We start from the raw sequence: 26,521 nt of genomic DNA on the forward strand, positions 1-26,521 counted from the left end.
ACGCAGATAATAGAAAAAAGGGGAGAAATGAAATATGAGTGAGCGAAAATCATATTTACGACTGATGGGTGAAGGGTTTCGAATGTTGAAACAATCGAAACAAACGAACACGACGGTGTCTCTCCGAAGTTGGACGTTTTCGATCCATCATGAACAAGAATGGCAGGTTGTGTTACGAACGAATCGAATCAAGTGGGTCGGATTACCAAGTATGACGTTTGAGATTCATCCGGATATGATTCAAATAGGAGATCTTCGAGTCACCCGTCACGCACAATCGAACGAAGTACGTTTGACAATCGATGAAGAATGGGGATTGGAAAATAAGGTTGTTTGTGACAACCTAGAATGGGAAACGTTCGTCGATGCGCTCAAACAAGTGAAGGGGGAGTAAGCGTGAGTGGAGAGAGGTTGTATCGGATGGAAGCCGAGGCTCGAGGGAGTGCTTGGCGTGCCCGGGTTCTAACAGGAATTCAACGATTTCGATTTTATAAAGGGGAATTGCTTGCACCGACAAGCCGACCGTATGTCGTGTTAAGCATCTCGCAAGATGAAGGAGCCCTGCCAGATTTAATTGAGACCGATATGGGTATCCTCTTGATCCATGAGCGGGTGGGACCTATCTTTATGAATGTCTGTCCGTATGACGTTCAGCTCGTTCGTGTCGAGCTTCATACGAGTACCGGGAAAACCGATCGTTACTGTGCGCTGAACGTCCTCCGCCGCTTTGAAATCGAATACCTTGAACATTCAAACGAATATCGTCCGCTGAGTGCGGATCGACTCTATTTCCTATCCAATCAAACTGTCCGCATGAACTTATTTGGACATATGATCGCCCAAGACGTAAATAGCCAACGTCTTTACGTGACCGAACGCTTGAAGTACGCGCTTCAAGCTAAAATGGTCACAGGGCTGGCATTCAAGCAAGTAAAGGAGAAAACAGCATGAAAGAGTACGAAATTGATGGGTGGTTCCGCCTGACGTATCCGGAACATTATGAATACAGCGAAGAGGAAGACTATGTGAGTTTTTACTCGACGGAAGCGGATGCGCAAGGGACGCTTCAAATCTCAATCTATGAATCAGAAGATTCGCAAGAACCAAAACAATCCGCTATGAGCGAATTGAATACGTTCTTAGGCGAATTTCCGATTGATGTAAAGATTGCTCCAAGTGTCACAACTGAAACGAGTGATATGACAACGGCCTACGCAAGTGGGATTGAGGATGGGATGCATTTAGATGTATGGTCCTTGACCGACGGGAAACGGCTCTTATTCTTAACTTACGTAGCCGATCAGGTGACCGATGAAAAGATGGAAATCGAGTCCATTATCGATTCGATTGAGTGGACATAAAAGGAGACACGACGCCAACGAGGCGCGTGTCTCCTTTTTTACTGATATTTTGGTACATCGAAGTTGAGTGTGTAAGCATCAAGTGATTGATAGATATTATAGATGCTTGTCGTTTGTTTTGCGGCCCATCCGATATCCGTTGCATATTGGTGCGTTCCTGGTGAAGAAGGATTGAAGCGCATCTTATACAGCGTATTTTGTTTATATGTCGGGTGATTGATATAGCTAGCCCCAATCCAGTAAGCTCCTCCGATAATCGCTTCTTTAGGAGAGAACCACTTTTGTTGGAAGGCGTATTTGGCGCCGTTTCCAAGAGGGTTGCTATCTGTTGCTTGAATACCGTACATATTATAGACGGTTGCGGCAACAGGACGTTCCGGATAAATCCGATTCCCACTCGAGTTAATTAATGCATTCCCATCTTTATCGACAGGAACTCCTTTTGCGAGAAGGGATGTACCATGTCCAGTTTCAAGGATGGCATGCGAGAGAAGATACACTTCGTTCACGCCATACATACTAGCCGCATCAACGAATGCCTGACCTTGTCCGCTGAGCGTTCCTTTTGATGTGAGGACCTTGTTCAATGTTGTCGCAGTTGTCCCAGCGCTCTTCGATAAATCTAAGAATTGATAGAATGATCGAGAGTTTGCATCAATCTGGCTAGGATCGACGTATGGAAGAAGATCATCAACTGATGCACGACGCCAAGTGTTATCAAAGACTCGGATATTGTGTCCGGCCGGTCGTTTATACGAAATCGTATAGTATGTGCCGGATTGACCTGTAATCGTAACGGTTTCGCCTGTATTAATTTGACCGTACGCATGAGATGTTAAAATTGGACGGCTCAAAATGTTGGCGGTTCCGACGACTGAACTTGGTGTCACGTAACCGGTCATCGTGCCGTATTTTACTTTATACCAAACGGTTGACCCGGAAGTATAACGGTCAACGTATTGAATTGACGCACCATATGGAATGGTGACGAGCGAGGACGAGCTTGAAGAGGCTGTCATCTTCAAAGCGGTTCCTAACCCTGAGACAACAGTCATCTCAGATTTCACAATCTTTCCTGTCGATCCGTTGACACTTACCCAAGCACGAGGTAGGTAGGCTTCATCGTATCGATGGGCATCCGTTTGGGCGAATTGAGCCACTTGACGGTCTGCCATCTGACGAACTGTCATCGGATAACTAGTATACGAAACTTTTTTCGTGATACCTGTCGCAGGTGGGGTCGTTGTGACAGGTACGACGTAATCGGTATGAATATAGTTGCCGCTATACGTACCACTTGTAAGAAGTGCCCAGTCTGAACCGACAATTGGTTTGATGTTGACAATCGTTCCCGTACTTAACGTTCCGACTTTATTTGCTGTTGTCACTTCAGGCGTCGAACGAACGTTGAGTGGCTCGTTCCCATCTACATAGATACGAACTTGACGTTCTTCTTCGTATTGCTCGTCTGACGGTACTGTTTTCGAGAAGTAATCTGCCGTCGCATAACCTGTAATCGGACCGTATTCGATTTTAAAGAATCGTTCCGTGAGACCAGGTTCCGACACTTGTTGAACTTTCGTGCCGAACGGAATGACCGCAACCTTCACTTTTTCAGCATCCGAGCGGTTGTATAAAACGACATCACGCGTTGTATAATAATCTGTTTTCACCACGACCTCTGGATCTTTTAATGAAAAGTGACTAGAACCTGCATATCCTGTTTTTCCTTCATAGCGAATCTTGAACCAAGAATTAGAAAGACCGCTTTGTGAAAGCTGTTCTACTTTTGCGCCAAATGGAATCGTGGCAATCTTCGTCGCTCCGGCTGCAGACGAACTATACATCGCTACATTTCGAATCGCAAAGTATGGTGTGATCGTCACTTCTTCAGGTGCCTTCGTTGAAAAATGACGAGCGGCAGCGAAGCCGGTGACTCCATCATATTCAATTTTGAACCAAGAGTCCGATAAGTTGGCATCTGATACTTGGACGACTTTTGTTCCTTCTTGAATCGTGCGAAGACGAGCTGCTCCGGAAGCGGATGACTCATATAACACGAGGTCTCGAACCGCATAATAGGTTGTCTTGACGACGGCTTCAGGTTTTGATGTCGAGAAGTTACGCGCGGCCGCATAGCCGACCGTGTCCCCGTATTGGATCTTATACCAAGATGAACTCAATCCGTTCACGTATACACGCTTCACTTCTGCCCCAAGTGGAATTGTTGCAATTTTTGATGCACCAGTTCCTGAACTATTGTAGAGCGCGACATTCTTCACTGCGTAATATGTCGTGACTGCTTCTGGAGCAAGCGAAGTCGCGGTAAAGTTACGTGCTGGTGCATAACCGACAAGTGAACCGTATTCGAGTTTATACCATGAACCCGTCGCGCCTAATGAATCGAGGTAAGTGACTTTCGCACCTTCTGGAATCGTTGCGATTTTAGACGCACCAGAACCGGTCGAATCATACAAGACGGCAGTTGTCGAAGCGTAAAACGAAGGACTTGTTTCGCTGAAGTATCGTGCTGCCACATATCCTGTATATGTACCAAATTGTACTTTATACCAAGATCCTGTCGCCCCGTGAGTAGACAGATGTGTTACGAGTGATCCTTTCGGGATGACTGTTTCGATTGAAGCGGACGTTGACATGGAAGAACGAAGATTGACGTTCATTTCAGCTACATATAATGAAGCGGATGTAGTAGAGGCTGTTGTCATAGATGAACCGATTGTCAAATACGTAGAAGAAACGTATCGTTTTTGCCCTTCGAAGTTGATTTGTGCCCATTCATCGTTGACGGTGTATACATCTACCGTTGTTCCTTCCGTTAATTTGCCGACGATTGAAGACGATGTCGACGAATCAGACCGTACATTTAAAATGGGTGTGTTGACTGTTCCTTCGGATGTTGCTGCATATGATTGGAGTGGTGCGAGAGTGCTCAGTATCGTTCCTGAGACAATCGTGGCTACTCCTAATCTTGAGAGTGTCGATTTCAATATGTTACCCCTTTCGGATGAGAGAGCATGATTAAATTGATTGCGGTCTAAGTATAACGTACTTAAAAAATGGAAAGAAGAAGTAGAATTACAAAAAAGGTAAATGCTTAAAATAATTTTTCTAAAATCAGGTAAATGAAAAATCCCCTTATAAAAGGGGATTAAGTAAATTAATGGATTATGTTTTGCTTCATCCAAGCAAGAATATCTGACCATACTTGTTCGCGGTGTGCTTCACGAAGGATTTCATGTCGAGCATTGTCGTAAGTGACGACTGCGAGCTCGACATCCGCATTACGATATTTCTTAATGATTCCGTTCAACCCTTCTCCGTCATGCGTGACAGGATCGTCCATTCCGGCAACGAACAGAACTGGAAGAGACTTCGGATGTTCATGAATCCGTGCAGACGTGGTGACATCTAATGAAGCGCGTGTCACTTCATGTAAAAAACCGAGGGAAGGCAAACCGCCACAATTTGGGTCGGCGAGATAGGAGTCGACTTCGTCTGGAACACTTGAAAGCCAGTCGCTATCCGTTCGAACAGGTAAAAACTTAAGATTATAACGTCCGAATAACAGTCGTTCAAAAAAACGAGATTGGTGTGTTTCGTGTGTTCGTTTCATCGCGGTAGCAATTAAGCGATGCCCGAGTTCGCCTGCAACTCCTGGATGAGGAGGCGGGGCGACGACGACGATTCCGGATAAGGCGTGCCCCATGACTTGACCGAGCTTTCGAACGAGAAGAGAACCGAAACTATGACCTATTAGATATGTCGGACGACCATCCTCATATTGACGGATGAGGAACTGTGCATCCTCAACAAGTTGTTGGAATCCCGTTCCTGGCGTGAGATGCCCATATGTGCGTTGGTCATGAGCGCTTGTACCCGCACCACGCAAGTCACACACAAACACATCATAGCCATTATCTGCCATAAACTGTGCAAACTCAATATATCTTTCATGATGTTCGAGCATCCCGTGAAACATGAATATTTTTCCAATCGATTGCTCTGCCTGAACGTGCATGACTTCTGTTTGATACCCGTCAGGATACGTCAACTCCGATACGATCATGTGTCATCCCCCTATTAGAAAAGGCCGATTGCTTTTCCGGATTCGTCAATTCCCATATTGAGAGCTGCTGGGTGTTTCGGTAACCCTGGCATCGTCAACACGTTGCCTGTTAAGGCGACGAGGAATCCTGCTCCCACTGAAGGTTTTAATTCGCGAACGGTGATGGTGAATCCTTGTTGATAACCGAATTTTGCAGGGTCGTCTGAGAGGGAGAACGGTGTCTTCGCCATACAAATGGGAAGGTCCGACCAGCCGTTCGCCTGAACATCTTTCATTTGCTTTTGTGCTTTGGCGGTAAATACGACGTCTGCAGCACCGTATACTTCTCTCGCAATGGTTTTAATCTTTTGTTCGATCGAATCGGTCAACTCATATAGAGGCGTAAGTTTGCTTTCGTTCGACTCGACGGCGTCAATGACCGCTTCGGCTAACTGTCGACCACCAAGTCCGCCGTTTGCCCATACTTCGCTGAGCGAAGCACGAATACCGTGTGCCGCACACCAATCAAGAACGGTTGCAAGTTCCTCTTCTGTATCTGAATTGAAACGGTTCAATGCGACGACCGTAGGCAGTCCGAGTTTTTTCATCGTATCGATATGTTTGGCGAGTAATTTCAATCCTTCTCCGACTGCACCGACATTCTCAATATAAAGCTGATCTTTCGAAACGCCACCGTGCATTTTTAAAGCGCGAACGGTTGCGACGAGTACGACCGCATCCGGATTCAAATCACCGACTCGAGATTTGATATGACAGAACTTTTCTGCCCCGAGATCGGCACCGAACCCAGCTTCCGTCACCACATACTCCCCAAGCTTTAATGCAGTCTTCGTTGCAATCAGTGAGTTGCATCCGTGCGCGATGTTCGCGAACGGCCCGCCGTGGACGAGTGCAGGTGTTTGTTCGAGCGTTTGGACGAGGTTCGGTTTAAAGGCTTCCTTCAACAGTAACGTCGCCGCCCCGGCCGCCCCGATTTGTTCTGCTGTGATTGGTTCTTTTTGATGGTCATAGGCGACTACGATTCGCTTGATGCGTTCTTCTAGGTCGTCCAATGAATCGGCCAAACAGAGAATCGCCATGATTTCTGAAGCGACGGTAATATCAAATCCGTCTTCACGAGGGACTCCGTGAGCAGGACCACCAAGGCCGACCGTGACATGACGAAGTGCGCGGTCGTTTAAGTCAAGGACGCGCTTCCAGACGATATGTCGGACATCGATTCCAAGGTCGTTTCCTTGATGCAAGTGATTGTCGATCATGGCACTGATCGTATTATGGGCCGATGTGATCGCATGCATATCACCTGTGAAGTGGAGGTTGATGTCTTCCATCGGGAGAACTTGACTGAAGCCACCACCAGCAGCGCCACCTTTTAGGCCCATCGTCGGACCGAGTGAAGGTTCGCGCAGACAGACGATCGCTTGTTTATCCAACTGATTCAACGCTTGTCCGAGACCGACTGTCACCGTCGATTTTCCTTCACCAGCTGGTGTCGGATTGATCGCTGTGACGAGAACGAGTTTTCCGTCTTCCTGCGTTTTCACACGTTCGAGGACATCGTAAGAAAGTTTAGCTTTATATTTCCCGTAAAGATCTAGATCATCTTCATGTAATCCGATTTTTGCTGCGATGTCTTTAATCGGCAAGGTTTTGGCTTGTTGGGCAATCGTAAGGTCAGATAATGGTTTCGTCGTTGTCATTCAAAAAGTCCCTCCGTTTATCGAACGATATCTTTTTATTCTCTTAAAATCATTCGGGAATTTCGGATTAAAATATGAATCAAGGCAAATCATATTTAATCCGTTCGTATTATCATTGATTTTATCATAACTCATCACGCCTTCAAATTCATTCATTCCGTTCAATATTTTCCACCCTTTCCGTCAAATGTATCCGTTTTCATTAAGGGTTTGACACGATACAGTGATAGTGGAGGCGATACACATGACTGAGACTACTAAACGGACGAAACGCAGAGGAAATTGGAAGAAACCTGCGAGCTTTATAGCATTTGTTGGACCTGCTTTTCTGGCATTTGTCGCAATCGTACTCATCCCATTTTTTAATGGCATTTACTATAGTTTCACTGACTGGAACGGCGTGACCGGAGAACTGAACTTTGTCGGATTGGATAACTATCATCGCTTGTTCTTTGAAGATGAGCAGTTCCGCGCTTCTTTTTGGATTACGACGAAATATACGCTTGTGTCTGTCCTATTGACGAATATCGTCGGTTTCTCATTGGCGCTATTATTGACGATGAACATTAAGACGCGAAACTTCCTACGCACGATTTTCTTCATGCCGAACTTGATCGGTGGCTTAATTCTCGGGTTCATCTGGCAGTTCATTTATGTAAAAGGATTTGCCTCGATCGGTGCGTTGACGGGGTGGAGCCTGTTCGAATTACCATGGCTCGGAGATGCGCAAACGGCATTTTGGGGAATCGTGATTGTCGCCATCTGGCAAGGTGGCGGGTATGTCATGGTCATCTACATCGCTGCGCTACAAAACGTGCCGACTGATTTGATGGAGGCGGCACGAATCGATGGGGCGAATCGTCTTAAGATGCTCCGCCATATCACGCTACCGATGATTATGCCATCGATTACCATCTGTTTGTTCCTGACCATCTCTTGGTCATTCAAAGTGTTTGATACGAACTTGTCGCTCACGAATGGTGGACCGTTCAAATCGACCGAGATGTTAGCCTTAAATATCTATACGGAGTCTTTTGTGAATAACAATTATGGTCTCGGGTCAGCGAAGGCGGTCATCTTCTTCTTGGTCGTGGCTGCGATTACGGTGACGCAAGTGTACGTGACGAAAAAACGGGAGGTGGAAGCATGACGACGGAAAAATTGGAACATGTCGAGAGAAACGTAGAGAAGACACCGAAGCGTATCCCGCAGCGTCCACTTCGCCCGGGAACGTATTCTTGGAACCTTGGAATTATTGAGCTCGTCGCCATCTTGCTCGGACTACTCTATTTGGTCCCGTTCTATTACGTTGTCGCCAACTCGTTCAAATCGATGGCTGAAATCTTTACGAATACGTCCGCCTTACCGAACGAGTGGTTGACCTCAAACTATACAGAAGCATGGGAAGCGATGAATTATGGACGTGTCTTTTTGAACTCCCTTCTCATCACGGTCGGAGCGAATGCGGTCATTGTCATCTTCACCTCGATGGCGGCATGGAAACTCGTTCGGACGAAACATTGGGTTTCCACAATGATCTTTTTCTTGTTCGTGGCAGCGATGGTCATTCCGTTCCAGTCCATCATGATTCCGCTCGTGAAAGTTTCGAGTATCCTCGGTCTGTTGAATAGCCATTGGGGCCTGATCGTCATGTATCTAGGTTTTGGGTCTGGTATCTCAGTATTCCTTTATCACGGATTCATGAAGTCGATTCCTGAGGAGATTGAAGAAGCCGCCATCATCGACGGTTGCTCGACATGGGGTGTCTTCTGGCGCATCGTCTTTCCACTTCTCAAGCCGATCACGGTGACAATCGTCATCTTGAACAGTCTATGGATTTGGAATGACTTCTTATTACCATCGCTTGTTCTTCGTGATGTCGAGTTACGGACCATCCCGCTCGCGACATTCTATTTCTTTGGACAGTACACGAAACAATGGGATTTGGCATTAGCAGGTTTAGTGTTAGGAATCGTTCCCCTTCTGGTCTTTTTCTTCGGCATGCAAAAGCATATCATCAAAGGGATCACAAGCGGTTCGATTAAATAACCCTCCCAAGGGAATCCTCCGTTCGCTACACGGAGGATTATTTTTTTTGAAAAAAATCGTTGACATTAATCTGAATATTTATAATAATGAACTCAATTCAATTGTGAACGACGTCGAAAGGACGAGTACACGAAGGTAGTGAGCCAAGCGATCCGGGGGTGGTGTGAGCCCGGTCTTAACCCTTCGTCGAAAAACTTCCTGGAGTCGCTACCCGAACGCTTTGCCAGTAGACGTAGCCGGACCGCTCCCCGTTATCGGAGTTACGAGATGATTGTCTCGAAAAAGTGAGTAGATTCGTCTACTAATTTGGGTGGCACCGCGGAACCGAAGTCTTCCGTCCCATGTTCGATGGGAATGGAGGGCTTTTTTTCATGGCTTCATTTTCAAATATTCCACAATTGGAGGAAACGGAAAATGACAACAGCAACAAGCACGATGAAAGAAAGACAGCAGACGATTGCAGCAGTAAAGGCACTCTTTGAGGAGAAAGTCTCACGTGAACTCGGACTGATTCAAGTACAAGCACCGCTATTCGTCGAATCGGCGAGTGGGGTCAACGATCACTTGAACGGTGTGGAGCGTATCATTCAGTTTGATACGATGTATCCGGGACATGAACTTGAAATCGTTCAGTCACTCGCGAAATGGAAACGTGAAGCGCTCGGTCGTTACGGATTCGGTGTCGGTGAAGGATTGTACACTCAGATGCGTGCCATTCGACGCGACGAAGAACTCGACGCGACCCATTCTTTATTCGTCGATCAGTGGGACTGGGAACGAGTGATTGCTCGAGAAGAACGGACGATGGAATACTTGAAAGCAACGGTGGAGTCGATTTACGCTGCGCTCCGTGAAACAGAAGCGGAAGTAGAGAAAGCGTACGGTGTTGAAGCGATTCTTCCGGAAATGATTCATTTCATCACGAGTCAGGAGTTGGAGGATACGTATCCGACGATGACACCGAAAGAACGTGAAACGGCTATCTGTAAAGAGTACGGTGCGGTCTTCATCTCACAAATCGGAGATCTTCTCGCTTCAGGTATGAAACACGATGGACGAGCGGCAGACTATGATGATTGGTCGCTTAACGGAGACATTCTCGTGTGGCACCCTGAGCTCGAGTCAGCATTTGAACTGTCATCGATGGGCATTCGTGTCGACGAAGTGGCACTTGATGCGCAACTGAAGAAAGCAGACGCGGAAGAGAAGCGCGCGTACCCATTCCATCAAGGAGTGCTCGAAGGAACGCTTCCTCTTACAATCGGGGGCGGAATCGGACAATCGCGTGTCGCAATGTATCTCTTGCGCGCGCGTCATATCGGAGAAGTGCAAACATCGGTCTGGCCGCAAGAAGTCATTCAATCGTGTAAAGAAGCTGGCATCAGCTTGTTGTAATATAACTTGTTGTAATATAATAAGAAGAAACACGGAACAGGACTCGAAAAAAGAGTCCTGTTTTTCTGTGCAACATTTTCCACCCTATCCGTCAATTTTGACACCTACATCTTGGAAGCGTTTTCATTTAAAGTTGAGTTTGTAAAGATGGATAAGGTTAAGGGAGGAAATGAGATGAAACGGAAGTGGAAATTGTCTACAGCGGTCATGACGGCTGGAATGGTCTTATCACTCGCGGCTTGCGGCGGCGGATCACTCACGGACGAAGGTTCTTCTGAAGGGAATGCAGATAGTGGCGACAAAAAAGACGTCACGTTAAACGTCTTCCAATTCAAAGCAGAGATTGCGAAAGACCTTGAAGCGATGGCAAAAGAGTATGAAGAGGAGACGGGTGTGAAAGTCACGGTTCAAACCGTCGGTGGTGGAGCAGACTACGGTGCGGCCCTCAAATCACAATTCGCCTCAGGAAATGAACCGGATATCTTCAACAACGGTGGATTCACGGAAGCACAGACATGGAAGGATAAACTCGAGGACCTCTCAAGCGAGAAGTGGATCGGAGATTTGACAGAAGTCGCCAAAGAGCCGATGACGATGGACGGTAAACTGTACGGAATGCCAATGAACCTCGAAGGTTACGGATTTATCTATAATAAAGAACTATTTGAAAAAGCAGGGATCAAAGAGTTACCGAAAACACTCTCTGAACTGACAGATGCTGCTGAAAAACTTGAGCAAGCGGGAATCACACCGTTCTCTGTCGGTTATGCAGAGTTCTGGATTTTAGGAATCCACTTGTTGAACATTCCGATGGCGCAACAAGACGACCCGGATGCATTTATTCAAGCGCTCAATGAGAATAAAGCGAAGTTTGAAGACAATGAACAGTTCCAAGAGTTTTTGAAATTGTTTGATTTGACGATTAAATACGGAAACAAAAACCCGTTGACGACGGACTACAATACACAAGTCACACAGTTCGCCCAAGGAGAGACAGCAATGCTCCAACAAGGGAACTGGGCACAACAAATGATCCTCGACGTAAATCCAGATATGGAGATGGGCTTCGTCCCAATCCCAATCAATGACGATGCGGAGAAGATGGACCGACTTCCGGTCGGTGTCCCGAACAACTGGGTCGTCAACAAAAATTCGAAGTATAAAGAAGAAGCGAAAGACTTCTTAGAGTGGATGGCGACGTCGGATACAGGGAAAGACTACATGGTCAACAAGTTCAAGTTCATCCCTGCCTTCAAGTCGATTGAAGCCAACGACCTTGGACCACTCGCAGACGATATCTTGGCGTATTCGAATGAAGGGAAGACCATCTCTTGGAACTGGTTTAAGTATCCGGATGGAGCAGTGAATGAATATGGTGCCCTTATGCAGGCATATGTCGGTGGACAAAAAACAGGTGAAGAGATGCTTCAGGACTTCACGAAAGTATGGCAAGACAAAGTGAAATAAGCATGGCACAGACGGTGAAACGACCCCTTCACCGTCTGTGTTTTTTTTATGAAGAAATTGTCACAGGAATCCCATATAAACCACACACATACCGGTGGGGGTTTCAGTAGAATGGATGTTGTAAGCGCTTATGAGAAGGAGGGGGCATGAAACGAATATTGAGTTGTATCCTATTTTTGTGTTGGGCAACACAGGTAGAGGCGGAAGAACACTCGATTCCGTTGACTGAACCCATCGTCATTGAGTCGAATGAGCATGTGGATGGAGACGGAAAAACATATACGAGTTGTGGCCATCCCGCATTTATCATGCGTGGAACCGGTGCTGTTCTCGAACGTGTATCAGTACAACAATGCGAGAACGACGATGTACCAGCCATCCAAGTATCTGGTCTCGGACATCAACTGCTTGATGTATCGATCGAGTCCGCTGGTACTGGACTATTGATTGAGGATAGTTATGGGGTTCGAGTCACACGAATGGCCATTGACGGGAATGGACAGGCGGATGGGATGGTGCTCCTTGATAGTGAGGCGACCGAACTGCGTGGAGTTGTAGTGAAGAGAGTGAGAGACGGGATATACATAGAGAATGGATCTCGGCACACAATCGTTCGACCGGTCGTTTCGCATTCACGTTACGGCATTCACTTGATGTTTCCGACTGACGTGGTGATTTCGGTGCCCGAACTCCATCATAATTTGACCGGTGCGATGATTATGGGAACGAATCGAGTCGTCTTAAAAAATGGGAATGTATACGACCAGTTCGGTGGAACGGCGACGGGGCTGATGCTCTATGAGGCAATCGATACGACCATCGAGATGACGAACGTATCTGGAAATCATATCGGCTTGTTCGCGGAGCAGTCAGTAGGAACGATTCTTGAACGGAATACGATTAACGGCAACGATATCGGCTTTCAATTCAAGCAAGCAACGGGGATGATGATTCTTCAAAATAACCTGTTAGGAAATCGTGAACCGGTGACGATGGTCGAGTCGGATGACAACGTTGTACAAGGAAATGTCTGGGGTGGGACGACGTTGGACCTAGATCGTGACGGGTATAGCGAAATCCCATTTCAAACCGAACCGTACTTGTTCTTATTAACTGATTCATATGAAGCGCTAGAATTATTATACGGGTCCCCGGGACTTCTCCTATTAGAAAACATTCTGAGAAGTCCGAACGATGTATCGTTGACGGACCTTTCACCGCAAACCTATACAGCAAGGTGGGAGTGGAGCGGTTCGATTTGGAATTTAGGGAGTATCATTTTACTTATTATCATTTGGATATTTGGGAGGAAACGACATGAAATCGTATAAACAAGTATCAGGATTATTATCCATCGCAGGATTATCATTGGCACTCGGAGCATGTTCGAGTGCATCGGCAGAACCGTTTGAAATCAAATGGGGCGAAACAGAGTGTGAAGTGTGTAAAATGAAAGTCATGGATAAGCAGTTCGCAGCGGAAGCCATCATGGAAAATGAAAAAGGATATGCGTTTGATGACATCGGTTGTCTCATGCGTGATTGGTATCCTGAACAAAAAGAAGAAGATATTGCTGCGATGTACGTGAAAGATTTCAATACGAAAGAGTGGGTCGAATTAGACGAAGCGATGTTCGTGTACGACAAAGAGTCGAAAACACCAATGGCGTACAATATTCTCTCGTTCGCGAAAGAGGCTGATGCTGAAGCCTATATCGAAGAGAATGGTGGAGATATGATGGACTTCGAACAATTGAAAGACCATTCGTGGGAGCGCGGCGAGATGCACATGAAGATGGATGGCGAAGGCTCAATGGATCAAGATAGCGAAATGGACATGGATACAGAAGAAGAAGGGCAATAATCGATGTCACTGTGGCGAATGGAATGGGCGCGGAGTCTGAGACAGCGTGAGAACTATGTATTCTTAGTTATATGGATTCTCACGCTCGTTCTACTCGGAGGACTCGGACAAGCACTACCTGTTGCTGCGGACTATACAAACGTAAGTGCAACGCTCATCACGGTGCTCGGTCTGTTACTTCCTCTTTTCATTTTATTGACGACAGCGCTTCATTGGGGACAGGAACAGGAATCGAAGCGATTGAATCTCCTCTCAACATTTACCTATCCTAAATGGAAGTTGATTTTAGTCCGATTCAGTTCATTTCTCGTGACACAAGGACTTATTCTGCTGTTGGCTTTCCTCGTTGCTTCGCTCGTTGTCGGACAATCAGGTGAGACTTGGATGATTTTGTTTTCCTACGCCATTGGATTAACAATCTACGCGACAGCGCTCGGAACTTTGCTTGGACTAATCGCGCGCAAGCGGATTCGAGCGATGTTACTGGCCTTCCTCACATGGACGATCCTCGTGTTGCTTTGGCCAACGCTTCTCGTGACCATCGTTTCCTGGCTTCCTTACGGTATGCAAGTGAACGGCATGATTGTGGCGCTGTTTCTGAATGGATTTGACTTGATGCGTGTATGGGCCAGTACGATTGTATCCTCTTCAGATGTGTTTGGGGATGTCTATCTCCACCTGTTGAATTGGATGCATCGACCGATTGGATACGCTGGAGTCTGGTTGAGCTTGCTTACGGCAAGTGGTTTCTTGTTATCACTTGCCTCGACGGTGATGTACGGAGGGAATCGTCATGATTAACTGTTTAGATGTAGGGAAAAAATACGGTGATTCGTGGTCACTCCATCCCATTCGTGAAGACATCGTCTCGGGGAAAATCGTGGCGTTGTGTGGAAGCAATGGTGCCGGAAAATCGACGCTGTTGAATCTGATGAATGGTACCATCAAACCGAGTACCGGCAACATTCAATTGAATGGTTATACGATTAAACAACGCGCGAAATATAATGAGAGTTTTGGCTATATGCCGGATGATTTCTATTTTGATGAGGCATGGACAGTTGAGGAGACATTCATCTACTACGCTACCTTGCAAGGGGCACATCCGACTCTGGAGATTTTAAAACGAGTCGGTCTGTACGAGCATAAACGAAAGCGCGTCTCCGAACTCTCAAAAGGGATGCGGCAACGTCTCTTGTTGTCTCAAGCTCTTGTAAGCGAACCAGACATCTTGTTGTTGGATGAACCGACGAACGGACTCGATCCGCTATGGATGCAAATGCTCAGCGAACTATTGCGACAAGAGGCCAAACGGGGGGCGACCATCGTGTTTTCAACGCATCAACTTGACGTCGCCGCCATGTTGGCAGATGAGGTCTGGATGATGCGAGCGGGTGCTGTTTGTGGGAAGGTATATGTCCAAGATGAACAAGCCGCATATGAACGACTAAGAGAATTCTTTTTCGAATCGAAAGATGACACTTGTCAAATGGACGCGGCTCGCACAAAATAATAGACAGTTGAAGTGGTGCTCGGAACCTTCCGACGCCACTATTTTTTTGGGGAGATGGAACGAATGAGAAAAAATGTGACGGTTGCCCTCTTACTGGCAACCTTTTTAGCGGCGATTGAAGGGACGGTCGTATCGGTTGCGACACCGGTCATCGCCAGTGAGTTGAACGGGGCGACGCTCGTCAGCTGGGTATTTGCCGCCTTCTTACTCTTTACGGCGGTTTCGACACCGATTTATGGAAAAGTGGCAGACTTATTCGGGCGAAAGCGCGTCCTGTTGTTTGGAATCGGGTTGTTCACCGTGTCTTCATTGTTATGTGGGTTAGCGACATCGATGGAACAACTCATTGTCTTTCGGGCGCTGCAAGGTCTCGGGGCCGGAGCCGTGCTTCCGATTTCGATGACGATTATTGGGGATTTATATAAATATGAAGAGCGTGGGAAAATTCAAGGGATTCTAAGTGCGGTCTGGGGTGTATCGGGTGTGCTTGGCCCCGTCATCGGTGGATTTTTGGTCGAAACGTTGTCTTGGCGTTACGTATTCTTATTAAACGTGCCATTTGCGTTACTCTCGTTCATCATGATTATCGTCTTTTACAAAGAAACCGTCGCTGAAACGAGCGAGCGGATTGATTTAAAAGGTGCTCTCTTGTTCGCTGGAGGAACGACCGCGTTTTTATACGCCTTGATCACGTTCAGTGAAACGAATGAATGGACGACGACCATCGCCGGGAGTGGCGTACTTAGTCTTGTTTTGTTAGGGGGATTCTTCCTATCGGAAAGAAGAGCAACCTCTCCGTTATTGCCGTTTGATTTGCTCAAGCAACCAACGATTGCGGCCATCAACGGCTCTGTCTTTTTTGCAGCTTGGGTGCTCGTTTCAATGTCAGCTTACATCCCAATTTGGGCGCAAGCAGTATTAGGAAAAACAGCAACCGAGGCTGGATTCATGTTGATGCCGTTGTCTGTTGCATGGACATTCACATCGATTATCGGAGGACGGACGCTCGGTGTGGCATCCCCGAGACGTCGCGCGTTGGTTGGTATGGGATTACTCGTCATCGGAACCCTCACGTTGACACTCTTATCTCAATCAAGCTCGGATTTCTGGGTATATGGTGCGGTGGCTTTGATTGGGGTAGGATTCGGATTGTCACAGCCGATGTTTATCGTCGTCTTACAAACCGTCGTTTCCTATCAGCAACGAGGAACGGCGACTGCGACCAACTCCTTCTTAAGTACGGTCGGTCAAACGCTCGGTGTAGCAGTCTTTGGAGCCGTCTTTAACTTTGTCGTACTCAATGATTTTAAAGAAAGCAGCTCCTTATCCCAAGTGTCTTTGGAAGATTTCTTCAATCAAAGTGTGACGGAGACGTTAAGCGCGTCTGTCCGTCTGCAAGGTGAACAAATCATCGCGACCGGGTTGAATGGGATCTTCATCGGGGCGATGATTGCGGCCGTGATTGCATTCATCATCGCAACCCGTTTGCCGGCCCGCCCACCGGAACCTTCACAGCGCTCGTAAAACAAGGGTATGATGAAGGAAAGGGAGGCGAACCGACATGAAACGTCAAATTGGGATTGTGACACTATTGTTTCTTATGGGATGTACGCCAGAACCGACGAACGAAGGTACGGAGCCACCACCTGCTGAAGAATCGACTCGTGATGAGTCGGCAACATCTGAAGAATCGAATACCACTAAAGAGACGGAACTGAACATCGGGGAAGTGACCGCCGTCGCTGAGAATCTAGAGATCCCGTGGTCACTCGCTCGAAGTGCGGACAAATGGTTCGTATCGGAACGTGGTGGGACCATCACGGTAATCGATGATTCCGGTAGCGCGACGCAATCTGACGTGAACTTGGACGAAGACGTATTTGAGATTGGTGAAGGAGGATTCCTCGGCATCGCGCTGAGCGACGATTTTGAATCGAGTGGCATCCTTTACGCATATCATACGTACGGTTCATCGGGAAGAGACGTCAAGAACCGGGTGGTAGAGTTGACGTGGGATGGAGAACGTTTCGAGGAAACTGGTGTCTTGATTGACGAGATACCAGGGGCACGTTTCCATAACGGTGGACGTCTATTAGTCGATGGAGCGTATCTTTGGGTGACGACGGGCGATGCGCTCGTGCCAGAACTTGCTCAAAACGAGTCATCTTTGGCGGGGAAGATTTTACGAATTCCATTATCGGGTGAAGGCGAACCGACCGACTGGATTTATTCGCTTGGTCATCGAAACCCTCAAGGACTCAGCCGGATGGATGATACGCTTTATGCGAGTGAGCATGGGGCGAGTGGACATGACGAGGTCAACGTGATAGAAGAAGGAAACAATTATGGATGGCCACTCATTGAGGCAACCGAGGAACGAGAAGGTCTCATCACGCCATGGTTTGAAGTTGGTGAGACGTCTTGGGCACCATCTGGAATTGCGACCGATGAACGGTACGTATACATGGCGACACTTCGGAATGAGCGGCTCGTGGCCATCGATCGTGAAACGAAGCAAGTCACGACAATTGTCGAAGGGGTAGGACGGATTCGTGATGTGTGGTTGAACGACGATACGTTGTATTTTATTTCGAACAATACGGACGGACGAGGCAATCCGCAATCGCAAGACGACAAACTCTATCAAGTGACCATCCGCTAGAAACTGACGAATCCGTCAGTTTCTATTTTTTTCGTTGTTTCTTCTGGAAGGAACGGTATAATTAAACATGTATTTTGGAAAAAGAAGGGGAATTTAGATGAATCATTCAAACTTGGTACATAAACGAGAAAATTTATACTTCTCATTATTAGTCGCAGCAAGCGTACTCGTCTTGATTTTAGGAATCGTACTGACGATTGCATCGTTCGGTCTTTTCTTGTGGATCATCGGGACGATCGTAGCACTCTCAATGTTTACGCACTGGATTCAAATCGGGTATATTCGGACGAACGGTGTCAAGGTGACGCCTCGTCAGTTCACAGAGCTTCATGAGCTGGTTCAACGCGTCGGGGCTGAGATGGGGATTCGTTTGTTGCCAGATGTGTATATCTTACAGGCCGGTGGTGTGTTAAATGCTTTCGCCACGCGATTCTTCCAAAAGAATATGGTCATCTTATATTCTGATGTCGTGGAATTGACACGTACTGGACAGACGAAAGAAGTCGAGTTTGTCATCGCGCATGAATTGGCACATATTCGTCGGAACCACGTTCAAAAACAATGGGTTGTCTTACTTGGTAGCATCATTCCGTTTTTAGGATCAGCTTATTCGCGTGCATGTGAGTATACGTGTGACCGGATGGCAGCGCATTATCTTCAAGATTTTGGAGCGGCGAAACAAGCGTTGACCGTACTTGCGATCGGGGGACCGCTCGCGAAAGAAGTGAATGAGTTTGACTATCTGTATGAAGCGAGCCGAGAAAAGGGATTCATCGCGAAATATAGTGAACTGTTGTCGACGCATCCGACGTTACCGAAACGCATCGCAGCGATTGCGACACATGCGGGCGAAGAAAACGTACCGGTCTTTAAAACAGCGGGATATGTGAAAGCCTCTATCATTTCGATGATTCTATTGACTGTCATCGGTAACGGAGCAATCATCGCCTTGCTCGTCATGAACGATGATTTATCTGACTTTGTCGCATCGGCAATGAGCGAAGATCTCGAAGAGGATTGGGGAATGGAATTAGGTGAACCGATTCAAGAATTGACGTTCATGAATGCGAGTTATGAAGAAATTGAAGCGGAACTGGCAAACGTGACGGATGTGAACATTCAAGACGAATATGGGGAAACACCACTCCATAACTTGTTCTATAATGACGACATCGATCCTGAGACGGTCCTCCTCTTACTTGATCACGGTGCAGACGTGACCATCGAGAACGAAGAGGGGATGACACCGATTGATGTGGCACGAGAAATGGGACACGGACCACAACTCATTGATTTAATGGAATCCTATTAATAGTCGCTGAATCCTTGTTTCGAAAGAAATGAGGATTCTTTTTTATGATTCTTGCAAACGTTTGCATAACGCGTGATATACTCATGGGGTAGGGGGGATGTCGGTGAATAGCATTCGGACAAAGTTAACAGGAATGATTGCATTAACCATCATCGTGCCAGTCATTATCGCGACAATCATTTCATTTTGGTATGTGGAGGATCGAGAACGTGAACGCGGTCTTGAAATGACGGAATGGTCGCTTGAACGGGGGACGCGTCAGATGGAACGCTATATCTCTGACTTGAGTCGCTTGCCGACTAGCCTATACGCAGATCGTGACGTATTGGACATACTGGAATACGGACCGGGACTGTCGTTAAGAGAAACGGAGATTGAAGTGCGACGAGCGCTCCTCGCAATGTATTTGTCCCGGGAAGACGTGGCGCAAATTCAGCTGTTGATGCTTGAAGACATGGATTCATTCGCAGCGTATAAAATGAAAGTATCACCGCGTTCCAAAAAAGAACCGAGCGCTGTCCAACGACAGTTGTTGAATAATCCGAAAAGTCGTGTCTTGCTTGAAGCGTCACATCCGCTCATTCCGTATCATGATTTCGGACCAATCATGACACAAGAAGATGTCGTCACCCTCCATTTCAGACTCGATAAAATTGAAACGGACGAACCGCTCGCGATTCTGTCGCTCGATATCCCGGAAGATCTGTTCATCGGACAGTTGGCTTCTCTTCAAAATAGTCCGGAGGAAAGTCTATGGTTCGTTGGTGAGGACAATCGTGTGTTCGCCCATCTTGGAGATGGCGAGATTCCTTCGTCGTTTCAACCGAGATCGCTCTCGACCGATGGAAATCATCATCAAATCACGAAAACATTTGAGTTCGACCATCAGCAATTCTATGTCGGGAAGTCGATTCCAGATCAGCTCTTGACGGAACCGGCTTCACGAACATCGTTCATTATTTTGTTAGTCGGAATCATCTCACTCATTCTGGCATTGATTGGCGCCACGTACGCCTCGATGAAACTGACGACTCCGATTAAGACGTTGACCTCGAACATTTGGCGAATTGAGCAAGGCGATATGACGGTCTCGTTCGATTCCCTCGGAAATGATGAGTTCGGCGTACTCGGGAGACAGTTCAAGCGGATGATTGAGCGAATCGACGATCTGATTCAACGGGAGTATAAGCTTGCCTTAGAGAACCGAACGAATGAACTACGTGCCTTACAGGCGCAAACTAATCCGCACTTCTTATTCAATGCGTTACAGTCGATCGGCACACTGGCTTTAAAGGGAGATGGCAAAACCGTCTATCGATTGATCACACAACTCTCTTCGATGATGCGATATACGATGCATCCAGAAGAGTCGATGGTCACGCTAAAGAGAGAAATCGAGCATTTGAACTCATACATTCGCCTGCAAGACGTTCGTTTTCCAAATCAGTTTCAAGTGAGCGTCTCAGTCCCTGAGGACCTCCATGAACTGATTGTTCCAAAGATGATTTTACAGCCGCTCGCAGAGAACTTTTTCAAACATGGGTTCGAGCGAGACGGCTCGGCTTTAGCGAATAGATTTGACGTGATGGTCTGGATGGAAGGGGCGACACTCGTGATTCGCTGTGAGAACAGCGGACGTTCCTTGACGACGGAAGAATGGGAACGGGTCATGTCACGTATTGAACAAGGGGACTCGACATTTTATGACACAGAGGGTACAGGATTACGAAACATTCGTGATCGACTCATGTTAAACTATAATCGGGAGGCAGAATTTATGTTGGCTACACCTGAAACAGGCGGTTTTCGAATCATGATGCGTTTCCCGGCAACGGATGAAGGGGTGGCATCATGACGAAAGTGTTGATTGTAGATGATGAATCTCCAGTAAGGGAAGCGGTGAAATTACTCGGCGAATGGGAGCGGTTCGGTGTGAAGGCCGTACTCGAGGCGAAGAACGGACTTGAGGCAAAGGCGCTCATCGAGCAGGAGCGACCTGCTTTAATTCTATCGGATATTCAAATGCCACATTGTGATGGAATCGAGCTGATGGAGTGGGTACACGACCACGCTTCATCCTCTAAGCTCGTTGTGTTGACAGGTTACGATGAATATTCGTACATGCGCCGGGCCATCCAGTACGGGAGCTTTGATTATCTGTTGAAGCCGATCGACCCGGATGTACTAAACGATACGTTGTCACGGGCGTTAGCGGGCGTGATGACGGAGTCGAGTGAAGATCCGATTGCCCAAATTGGTACGTACATTGAACAGCACTTTGCGGAAGAGCTGAGTTTGCAAGGAATGAGTGAACGGTTTTACTTAAGTCGGGAGTATATCTCACGACGATTTAAACAACAATATGGCGTGAATCTATCTGAGTACGTGTTGACAATTCGGATGAATGAAGCAAAGCGCCTGTTAGAAACGAGTAGACAGCGTATCTATGAAGTCGCCCAAGCAGTCGGCTTTTCGGACGACAAATATTTCCGAAAGGTCTTTAAAAAACAAGTCGGTGTTACTCCGAACGAATTTCGGGAACAAGTTCAACGACAAGCTTAAAGGAGGAATTCAAACATGAGTGTACACATTGGAGCTCAAGAAGGACAAATTGCAGAAACGGTATTACTTCCAGGGGATCCGCTTCGCGCCAAGTATATCGCGGAAACGTTTTTAGAAGACGTCGAATTATATAACGAAGTTCGTGGCATGTACGGCTTCACGGGAACATACAAAGGAAAACGCATCTCAGTGCAAGGTACAGGGATGGGTGTCCCATCGATGTCGATTTACGTGAATGAACTCATCATGTCGTACGGTGCTAAAAACTTGATCCGTGTCGGAACAGCGGGCGGAATTCAAGAAGATGTTAAGGTACGTGACGTTGTTATCGCGATGAGCGCATCAAGTGAAATGGGACAAAACCGTGTCCGTTTCAACGGAATGGACTATGCGCCAACAGCGACGTTCGACCTCCTACATCGTGCGTATATGAATGCAGAAAAAGCGGGTATCCCGGTCAAAGTCGGACAAATCTTCACGGCTGACCAATTCTATCAAGATGATTTCCATCACTTCAAGAAATGGGCGGACTTCGGTTGCCTCGCGATCGAGATGGAAGCAGCAGGTCTTTACACGCTTGCAGCGAAACATAAAGTGAACGCGTTGACGATCCTCACGATCTCTGACCACTTGTTGACGGGTGAAGAGACGACTTCAGAAGAGCGTCAGTCGACGTTTGATGAAATGATTCGTGTCGCTCTCGACACAGCCGTCGAAGTAACAAACTAAGCGATTTTCCCTATAGCCTTTGGCTGTAGGGATTTTTTGTGTCTAAACCTATTCATCCCTATGAAACGGGTGGAGCACCAGCTAGACTAAGAATAAGATCACGGGAAAGAGGAATTGTCCGATGAAAACTCCATCACGTTTTATATTATATGCAATCGTATTCTTTGCCTTTTTTGATTTATTCGCCCAACTTCCGATCATGAGCACATTTGCGGTATCCGTTGGGGCATCCTCGTTTATCGCTGGCTTTTCCATTGCAATCTATTCGTTGACGAACACGTTTGGAAATATGTTATCTGGTATATGGACTGACAGAAATGGTCCATATCCGGTTTTGGTTCTCGGCTTGTTTCTGACGAGCTTCAGTTTATTGGCTTATCAGTTCGTCGACTCAGCATTTATGTTGCTGTTTGTACGGTGTATTCATGGCTTTATGGCCGGACTCATCGTCCCAGCTGCATTTACGCTGTCGGCGAACGTCACCGCGATGAACCGTCAAGGTAAGAAAGTCGCCATTACCGGTAGTTTCGTCGGGTTAGCTGCCATTATCGGTCCAGCATTCAGCGGTATCGTCGCAAGCATCACATCGCCACCAACTGTCTTTTTATTCGTCTCTTTATTCGGTTGGGTGATTCTCATCGTGACGATTGTGACAATGCGAGGAAGTCAAACGGTCGAGACAATAATAGAAAAAGAGAGGACACGGGAAAAACCGGATCCGAAAGTGCTTCGTGCCTATTGGGGCGCTTTTTTCCTCATGTTTTCTCAAGGGGCGCTCGCCTTTTTACTGCCGCTCCATGTGCAGGAACTTGGATATGATTCACGATTGAGCGGGACATTGCTCAGTATGTTCGGCGTGGTAGCCGTCCTGTTCTTTTTATTGCCGACGAACCGATTGTTTGATCGATTCTCTCCGACAAAGTTGACCGCACTTGGGGTGGCTATCATCGGGATAAGCCAGGTGTTAATTGGACAATCGGGTGTACAAACTAGCCTGTATGGGGTACTTGCCTTATATGGTGTCGGGTTTGCCATTTTATTCCCGGCCATTAATACGTTGTTGATCCAATCGACCTCTCCACAAAATCGAGGGAAAGCATACGGGGCGTTCTATGCCTTTTTCTCTCTCGGAACGGTAGCGGGGTCATCATTCTTAAGTGTTCTTCCACTCTCGATCGTCCAGCAGTTCACACTGACCGGCTTGATTTTAGGGAGCGCAAGCCTGCTCTTTCTGATCAGCGCGCGAAAAAGAGTACGGATGTTTTGACACGAGGGAAGCAATCGCTTACTCTATGATTAAGCGTTTAAACATTTAAACGCTTTGTATTATAGTAGGTTGATGAAAGCGTTTTTTTAGATTCACGTTTCACACGATGATAAAATGAGATAAATGTGATGAATCATAAGGAGGAAAGTTTATGCTGGCACCGATTGAACAGTTGACGATTGACGAGCTAGTCCAGAAACAGCGCCGCTTCTTTAAAACACAGGCGACAAAATCGATGGCATTTCGTTTGAGCATGCTGACGTTTTTAAAGGAGTCCATTAAGCATTATGAAGCGGATTTGCTAGAGGCGCTTCGCGAAGATTTGAACAAGTCCGAATTGGATGCGTATACGACGGAAATCGGATTTATTTACGATGAGATTTCACGAACGACGCGTGAATTGAAGCGGTGGATGCGTCCGAAGCGTGTCCGTGGGACGGCGATTCATCTTGGGATGAAGAGTGAGATTCAATATGAGCCGTACGGCACGGTGTTGATCATCGCTCCATGGAATTATCCATTCCAATTGGCTGTTGCTCCGCTCATTGGTGCGATTGCCGCAGGGAATACAGCCGTTGTCAAACCTTCAGAATTGACGCCGAATGTTGCGCGTGTCCTGACGCAGGTGCTCGAGCGTGCCTTCACCGATCGATATGTGGCAAGTGTCGAAGGGGATAAAGATACAGCGCAAGAGCTGTTGGCACAAAAATGGGATTACATCTTCTTCACGGGATCGACGCAAGTCGGGCGAATCGTCAATCAGGCGGCAGCGAAGCATCTGACGCCAGTCACGCTCGAACTAGGTGGGAAATCACCAGTCATCGTTCACGGAGATGCGAACGTCTCCATTGCAGCAAAACGTGTCGCCTGGGGTAAATGGATGAACGCCGGTCAAACATGTGTCGCACCAGACTATGTGCTCGTCCACGAATCGCAACAAGAAGCATTTTTAGAAGCGATTAAACAAGAGGCGTTTGCGATGTTTGGGAATGGTGTCGGCACGAAACGATACACGCGCATCGTCAATGAATCACACTTCGACCGTTTGGCTCACTATTTGACAGAAGGTGACCTTGTGTTCGGTGGAGAGATGAACCGGGATGAGCTTAAAATTGCGCCGACCGTCATGACGAATCTTCATGAAGATGCTGATGTGATGAAAGATGAGATTTTCGGTCCGATTTTACCAGTCATTCCATATCGTCAATTGGATGAAGTGATCGAGTTCATCTCAGACCGACCACACCCATTGGCGCTCTATCTCTTTACAGAGTCAAAGGACGTGGAAAGAACCGTCATGAAGCACCTTTCCTTCGGTGGCGGGTGTGTGAACGATGTCATCATGCATTTGACGAACCCAAATCTACCGTTTGGTGGAGTGGGCGAGAGCGGAATGGGGGCCTATCATGGGCGAACGAGTTTTGAGACATTCAGCCACGCGAAGTCTATTTTAAAAAATACGACAAAATTTGATTTACCAGTCCGGTATCCGAACTTCAAACCGGCTGAACAATTGATTCGACTGATTCAACGATGAATCGATGTAAAGATTCGGGGTCATACCCGAATCTTTTTATTTTCAAAAGATTGTTTGAAATGTCACATACTTTTATGATACTCCCTGTCACACTCCTGTATAATAAAGTCATAAATGGAACGGACGAATGAAACGTGGAGGGAGCACCGACCTATGTCAATGCAATGTGGAACGACCCAACCGAACAGTTTTGTATTCTCAGATGAAACGAAACAGCTGTTACTCGAAATGATGACGCTTCAGCATCATCCAAAAGCGAGTATCGTGTGTTGGGAAGGTGAGAAGTGTGATAAGTTCTTTTATTTGAAGAGTGGATCTGTCAAATTCACGAAAATCACGAAAAAGGGAAATCCACTCGTCATGTTCATGTATGGATCGGATGATTTCTTTGGTGAGTTTGACATCGTGGAGACATTCCCTAGTTCGTATAGCATCGAAACGACTGAAGAGAGTACCATCGGGACGATTTCAAAACGAGAGTTAGAATCGCTTATGCAGCGCGATATCCGTTTTGCCGGAGAAATCTTGCGCTGGACATCGATGATGCGTAAGCATTCCGAAATGAAAGTGCGCGACTTATTGTTGTATGGAAAACCTGGTGCATTGGCTTCGACGTTACTTCGAATGGCCGCGATGCATGGAGTGGAGGAAGAAGATGCAATCGTGATTCCTCGTCATCCGTCTGACGGAGAACTCGGACAACTGATTGGAGCACCGCGTGAGACGGTGAACCGATTGATCAGTCAGTGGCGAAAAGAAGGTGTCATCAGCACAACAACGAAATCAATCATCATTCGCGATGTCGACTTTTTAAAAGAGTTATGCCATTGCGAAGGCTGCCCGGCAGGAATATGTCGTTTGTAAACCGCCCCATGTGGAGGCGGTTTTTTTGTGGATTGGTTTTGTACAAATGTGAACTTTATGTGTTGAAACTACGCAAAATTGATGTGATTGTCACTTTTTGAGTGATAAATATCACATATTATCACCAGAGCGATTGCATACAATAAAGGTGGA

General features: G+C 46.8%; 23 protein-coding genes and 1 other annotated feature. Of the genes, 20 read left to right on the forward strand and 3 right to left on the reverse strand.

Going from position 1 to position 26,521, the window contains the following annotated elements; all coding sequences use genetic code 11:
* The first annotated feature begins 34 nt into the window (after positions 1 to 34).
* Genes GVY42_RS13730 through GVY42_RS13740 form a run of 3 tightly spaced genes read left to right on the forward strand, consistent with a single transcriptional unit; the run spans position 35 to position 1,361 of the window.
* A complete protein-coding gene (locus tag GVY42_RS13730) occupies positions 35 to 394 on the forward strand; it encodes a hypothetical protein (protein ID WP_031421018.1) in 360 nt (119 codons plus the stop codon).
* Between the two features lie 2 nt (positions 395 to 396).
* The gene (locus tag GVY42_RS13735) at positions 397 to 951 is read left to right on the forward strand and encodes a hypothetical protein (RefSeq protein ID WP_236548971.1); all 555 of its coding nucleotides are present in this window, start codon (positions 397 to 399) and stop codon (positions 949 to 951) included.
* Positions 948 to 1,361 carry a DUF3805 domain-containing protein gene (locus GVY42_RS13740; protein WP_074037765.1) on the forward strand — a complete coding sequence of 138 codons (414 nt, stop codon included), beginning with the start codon at positions 948 to 950 and terminating at the stop codon, positions 1,359 to 1,361. Before GVY42_RS13735 ends, GVY42_RS13740 begins: the two co-directional genes overlap by 4 nt.
* A gap of 38 nt (positions 1,362 to 1,399) precedes the next feature.
* Here the strand turns inward: GVY42_RS13740 and GVY42_RS13745 are convergent, their stop codons facing one another.
* The 3 genes from GVY42_RS13745 to GVY42_RS13755 form a co-directional block, all read right to left on the reverse strand.
* Positions 1,400 to 4,369 (reverse strand): SH3 domain-containing protein, encoded by a 2,970-nt coding sequence (locus GVY42_RS13745; RefSeq protein ID WP_159563543.1) that lies wholly within the window; start codon positions 4,367 to 4,369, stop codon positions 1,400 to 1,402.
* Positions 4,370 to 4,539: 170 nt separating this feature from the next.
* Positions 4,540 to 5,448: an alpha/beta fold hydrolase gene (locus GVY42_RS13750; protein ID WP_159563544.1), complete on the reverse strand. Its 909-nt coding sequence runs from the start codon at positions 5,446 to 5,448 to the stop codon at positions 4,540 to 4,542.
* A gap of 14 nt (positions 5,449 to 5,462) precedes the next feature.
* On the reverse strand, positions 5,463 to 7,148 hold the full coding sequence (locus GVY42_RS13755; RefSeq protein WP_159563545.1) for a formate--tetrahydrofolate ligase: 1,686 nt from the start codon (positions 7,146 to 7,148) through the stop codon (positions 5,463 to 5,465).
* Between the two features lie 244 nt (positions 7,149 to 7,392).
* Between GVY42_RS13755 and GVY42_RS13760 the strand changes: the two genes are divergently transcribed.
* The 17 genes from GVY42_RS13760 to GVY42_RS13840 all read left to right on the forward strand — a co-directional run bounded on the left by GVY42_RS13760 (position 7,393) and on the right by GVY42_RS13840 (position 26,368).
* Positions 7,393 to 8,298: a carbohydrate ABC transporter permease gene (locus tag GVY42_RS13760; RefSeq protein WP_196431582.1), complete on the forward strand. Its 906-nt coding sequence runs from the start codon at positions 7,393 to 7,395 to the stop codon at positions 8,296 to 8,298.
* Complete coding sequence (locus GVY42_RS13765) at positions 8,295 to 9,197, forward strand: carbohydrate ABC transporter permease (RefSeq protein ID WP_078146321.1); 903 nt, start codon at positions 8,295 to 8,297, stop codon at positions 9,195 to 9,197. The genes GVY42_RS13760 and GVY42_RS13765 overlap by 4 nt, the downstream gene beginning before the upstream one ends.
* Positions 9,198 to 9,301: 104 nt before the next feature.
* Positions 9,302 to 9,542, forward strand: a binding site (T-box leader).
* Positions 9,543 to 9,611: 69 nt separating this feature from the next.
* Positions 9,612 to 10,592 carry an aspartate--ammonia ligase gene (gene asnA, locus GVY42_RS13770; protein ID WP_074037761.1) on the forward strand — a complete coding sequence of 327 codons (981 nt, stop codon included), beginning with the start codon at positions 9,612 to 9,614 and terminating at the stop codon, positions 10,590 to 10,592.
* A gap of 174 nt (positions 10,593 to 10,766) precedes the next feature.
* Entirely contained in the window at positions 10,767 to 12,059 is a 1,293-nt protein-coding gene (locus GVY42_RS13775) for an ABC transporter substrate-binding protein (RefSeq protein WP_159563546.1), read from the forward strand.
* Positions 12,060 to 12,205: 146 nt separating this feature from the next.
* Positions 12,206 to 13,390: a nitrous oxide reductase family maturation protein NosD gene (locus GVY42_RS13780; protein WP_159563547.1), complete on the forward strand. Its 1,185-nt coding sequence runs from the start codon at positions 12,206 to 12,208 to the stop codon at positions 13,388 to 13,390.
* The gene (locus tag GVY42_RS13785) at positions 13,377 to 13,922 is read left to right on the forward strand and encodes a nitrous oxide reductase accessory protein NosL (protein ID WP_159563548.1); all 546 of its coding nucleotides are present in this window, start codon (positions 13,377 to 13,379) and stop codon (positions 13,920 to 13,922) included. The genes GVY42_RS13780 and GVY42_RS13785 overlap by 14 nt, the downstream gene beginning before the upstream one ends.
* A gap of 3 nt (positions 13,923 to 13,925) precedes the next feature.
* Entirely contained in the window at positions 13,926 to 14,723 is a 798-nt protein-coding gene (locus tag GVY42_RS13790; protein WP_159563549.1) for a hypothetical protein, read from the forward strand.
* The gene (locus tag GVY42_RS13795; protein ID WP_159563550.1) at positions 14,716 to 15,435 is read left to right on the forward strand and encodes an ABC transporter ATP-binding protein; all 720 of its coding nucleotides are present in this window, start codon (positions 14,716 to 14,718) and stop codon (positions 15,433 to 15,435) included. Before GVY42_RS13790 ends, GVY42_RS13795 begins: the two co-directional genes overlap by 8 nt.
* 63 nt (positions 15,436 to 15,498) lie before the next feature.
* On the forward strand, positions 15,499 to 16,959 hold the full coding sequence (locus GVY42_RS13800) for an MDR family MFS transporter (RefSeq protein ID WP_159563551.1): 1,461 nt from the start codon (positions 15,499 to 15,501) through the stop codon (positions 16,957 to 16,959).
* A gap of 37 nt (positions 16,960 to 16,996) precedes the next feature.
* The gene (locus tag GVY42_RS13805; RefSeq protein WP_159563552.1) at positions 16,997 to 18,097 is read left to right on the forward strand and encodes a sorbosone dehydrogenase family protein; all 1,101 of its coding nucleotides are present in this window, start codon (positions 16,997 to 16,999) and stop codon (positions 18,095 to 18,097) included.
* 97 nt (positions 18,098 to 18,194) lie between these two features.
* The gene (locus GVY42_RS13810; RefSeq protein WP_159563553.1) at positions 18,195 to 19,409 is read left to right on the forward strand and encodes a M48 family metallopeptidase; all 1,215 of its coding nucleotides are present in this window, start codon (positions 18,195 to 18,197) and stop codon (positions 19,407 to 19,409) included.
* 97 nt (positions 19,410 to 19,506) lie between these two features.
* Entirely contained in the window at positions 19,507 to 21,264 is a 1,758-nt protein-coding gene (locus GVY42_RS13815; RefSeq protein WP_074037752.1) for a sensor histidine kinase, read from the forward strand.
* A complete protein-coding gene (locus GVY42_RS13820) occupies positions 21,261 to 21,971 on the forward strand; it encodes a response regulator (protein ID WP_074037751.1) in 711 nt (236 codons plus the stop codon). The genes GVY42_RS13815 and GVY42_RS13820 overlap by 4 nt, the downstream gene beginning before the upstream one ends.
* 15 nt (positions 21,972 to 21,986) lie before the next feature.
* A complete protein-coding gene (gene deoD, locus GVY42_RS13825) occupies positions 21,987 to 22,700 on the forward strand; it encodes a purine-nucleoside phosphorylase (protein ID WP_015880817.1) in 714 nt (237 codons plus the stop codon).
* Between the two features lie 121 nt (positions 22,701 to 22,821).
* The gene (locus tag GVY42_RS13830) at positions 22,822 to 23,967 is read left to right on the forward strand and encodes an MFS transporter (RefSeq protein ID WP_159563554.1); all 1,146 of its coding nucleotides are present in this window, start codon (positions 22,822 to 22,824) and stop codon (positions 23,965 to 23,967) included.
* A gap of 151 nt (positions 23,968 to 24,118) precedes the next feature.
* Positions 24,119 to 25,504, forward strand: a complete 1,386-nt coding sequence (locus tag GVY42_RS13835; RefSeq protein WP_074037749.1) for an aldehyde dehydrogenase — start codon at positions 24,119 to 24,121, stop codon at positions 25,502 to 25,504.
* A 153-nt stretch (positions 25,505 to 25,657) separates the two neighbouring features.
* A complete protein-coding gene (locus tag GVY42_RS13840) occupies positions 25,658 to 26,368 on the forward strand; it encodes a Crp/Fnr family transcriptional regulator (RefSeq protein WP_015880820.1) in 711 nt (236 codons plus the stop codon).
* The last annotated feature ends 153 nt before the right edge of the window (positions 26,369 to 26,521 follow it).

The sequence above is a fragment of the Exiguobacterium sp. 8A genome, assembly GCF_902506275.1.
GTDB lineage: Bacteria > Bacillota > Bacilli > Exiguobacteriales > Exiguobacteriaceae > Exiguobacterium > Exiguobacterium profundum.